The sequence below is a fragment of the Acrocarpospora sp. B8E8 genome, from assembly GCF_039871605.1.
Classification (GTDB): domain Bacteria; phylum Actinomycetota; class Actinomycetes; order Streptosporangiales; family Streptosporangiaceae; genus Acrocarpospora; species Acrocarpospora macrocephala.
This window is the reverse complement of the sequence record NZ_JBDPLV010000175.1, coordinates 1-2,296: the sequence shown is the minus strand read 5'-3', so window position 1 is coordinate 2,296 and position 2,296 is coordinate 1. Positions and strand designations below refer to the sequence as shown.

The 2,296-nt window shown below is 67.9% G+C and carries 3 protein-coding genes; 2 read left to right on the top strand and 1 reads right to left on the bottom strand.

What is annotated here, in order from left to right:
* Window positions 1–147: 147 nt before the first annotated feature.
* Window positions 148–381, top strand: a complete 234-nt coding sequence (locus tag ABGB08_RS54380) for a DUF6457 domain-containing protein (protein ID WP_347608400.1) — start codon at window positions 148–150, stop codon at window positions 379–381.
* A 348-nt stretch (window positions 382–729) separates the two neighbouring features.
* On the opposite strand, the gene ABGB08_RS54375 is transcribed toward ABGB08_RS54380, so the two are convergent.
* Complete coding sequence (locus ABGB08_RS54375; protein ID WP_155356605.1) at window positions 730–1,044, bottom strand: DUF3099 domain-containing protein; 315 nt, start codon at window positions 1,042–1,044, stop codon at window positions 730–732.
* A gap of 59 nt (window positions 1,045–1,103) precedes the next feature.
* On the opposite strand from ABGB08_RS54375, the gene ABGB08_RS54370 reads away from it, so the two are divergent.
* Complete coding sequence (locus ABGB08_RS54370) at window positions 1,104–1,319, top strand: dodecin (RefSeq protein WP_155342881.1); 216 nt, start codon at window positions 1,104–1,106, stop codon at window positions 1,317–1,319.
* Window positions 1,320–2,296: the final 977 nt, after the last annotated feature.

The window sequence follows — 2,296 nt, the reverse complement described above, 5'->3', positions numbered from 1 at the left end:
CTCCAGCGGGCGGACGGCTACGGCTACACCCCCCAGAAAGAAGCTGATCACAGTGACTGACCGGTCAGGGCACGCTCGGGCCTCGGCGGCCCTCCCGCTCCCGATTCCTCCCCGGCCTGAAGGCCGGGGCATCCTCGGGAGGGCCCGGTGAACGTGCTGGAGCAGTGGACGGCCCGGGTCTGCGCGGAGCTGGGCGTCGACCCCGCCCTGCTGGACCGGGATGCGGTCCTCGACATGACCAAGGACGTCGCGCACGGCGTCGCCCGGCCGGCCGCGCCGCTGACCGCCTACCTGCTCGGCCTCGCCCAAGGAGCCGGCACGGCCCCGCCGGACGCGCTGGCCCGCATCTCCGCCCTCGCCGAAGCCTGGCCAGAGGAGTAAGCGAAGTCTCGCCGGGTGAGCAGTCCGGAAGCCTGCCAGAGAAGTAACCGAAGCATCGCTGGAGGGAAGCCTGCCGGAGGAGTAGCAGAAGTCTGGCCGGAGGCGTAAACGGGTGCCAAGCCAGAGGTCACAAGGATCGATCAAAAGTTAAAGGGACGCCGCTCTTACCAGATTCACGCACGAATCCGGAAAAGGGCGATGCCGGGTGGTTACGGGGGCAAACCACCCGGCATCGCTTCATCGGCGTTCCGACGGGGGCCCGGAACGCCGGCACCAGCGCTCCGACGGGGGACCAGAGCGCTTGGCTAAACTGTACACCTACCACCCTTGGGATGCGTCAAGACTTAGTCACGACCCGATCTCGCGTCGATGCCGTGGTATCTCGTTTTGGTTAGATTCAGCATCGTCCAAGGGTGCGGGCAGCCCCGCGGCCCGCTCATTGGCCCCGATCACGGCAAGGTACGGCAAAAGCACAGCGCCCGCGATGAACAGTGCACGGATCGGCCAGGGCGCGGGCACGGTTACGGCCAAGATGAGGCAGACGACACGGATGCTCATCTTGATGACGTAGGAGATCTCGCGCTTGCGAATATCGGCCGACAGGCTCGGCTGCGCGTCTGTCACCTGATGCACTTCCGGGCGGTTACGGCGTCTGACCTTCATGTTTCCACCCTACGCCGCCGCGATATGATCATGCGATCAACGAGGAGTCGGAGGACGTCATGGGGGATCGCACATATCGGGTCACCGAGATCGTCGGCACGTCAGGAGAGAGCGTCGACCAGGCCATCCGCAACGGCATCCGCCGGGCCGCCCAAACCCTGCGCCACGTCGACTGGTTCGAGGTGACGGAGGTCCGCGGCCACATCCAGGACGGCGAGGTGGCCCACTTCCAGGTCGGCATGAAGGTCGGCTTCCGCCTGGAAGACTCCGAATAACCACACCAACTGGCCAACCGACGACCGAGCCGAACCACCAATCGGAACGCCCGGCCAACCGACGCCCGGATGACCACGAGGAACGCCCAACTGGGAGGACCGGCCAGCCACCACGCGGTGGATGTCCCGCCCACCCAGCCCATTGTTTCTCCTCGGGCTTCGCCCGGCCCTGCCAGCGCCGTGGCATCGCACGAAAGCCATGGCATGGGGTGGTCGCCCACGCGCCCTGGGAACCTCTTCATAGCCGGGGTCGGTGAGGTGTGACCGGCCCTTGCGCGGTGAGCGCGTCCACAGGACCGAGGGTGGCGTGCTCCACGACGATTCGATGGCGATCGGCTCGTGATCTTCTGTGGTTCACTGCCTCCGGGTCCATGGTGATGGTCTAGACGCGCTCGTGGGGTGCGGTTGCGGTTGTCCGGTGGCTGCCTGGAGGCGATCCTCGTCGGTCCGGGGCGGGGCCGAGTGCCGAGTCGGGTGCGCGTCCGGAGCCGGATACGACGCCCCAGGCGAGGCGGGAGTCGGGTCTGATGCCCGGGGCGGGACCGGAGCGGGGTGCGATGCCTTGGGTGAGGCCGGGATTGGATGCGAGGTTAGTGGGGGCCATACCGAAGCTGGATGTGACGCCCCGGGCCATGCCGGGGTCGGGTGGGGCACCCCGGGTGGCGGGGTTGGGTGCGGCGCTGGTGGGGGCCATGCCGGAGTGGGATGTGACGCCCCGGGCTGGGTCGGGATCGGATGTGATGCTTCGGGCGATGCCGAGGTTGGATCTGATACCCCGGACAGGGCCGGAGTGGGGTGGGATGCATGGGGCGGGGCTGGTGTGGGATGCGGCGCTGGTTTAGGCCATGCTGGAGTCGGGTGTGACGCCCTGGGCGGGGCCGGGGTTGGCTGTGGTGCCCCGGACGCGGCCGGGGTTGCAGTCGGGGTTGTGGGTGCTTGCTGTCCGGGCTGTCCGGGCTGCCCGGGTTGTTGGGGCT

What these genes read in the sequence shown, in the direction of transcription:
- ABGB08_RS54375 (WP_155356605.1), bottom strand. Translation starts at nt 1,044, where the DNA reads ATGAAGGTCAGACGCCGTAACCGCCCGGAAGTGCATCAGGTGACAGAC.
- ABGB08_RS54370 (WP_155342881.1), top strand. Translation starts at nt 1,104, where the DNA reads ATGGGGGATCGCACATATCGGGTCACCGAGATCGTCGGCACGTCAGGA.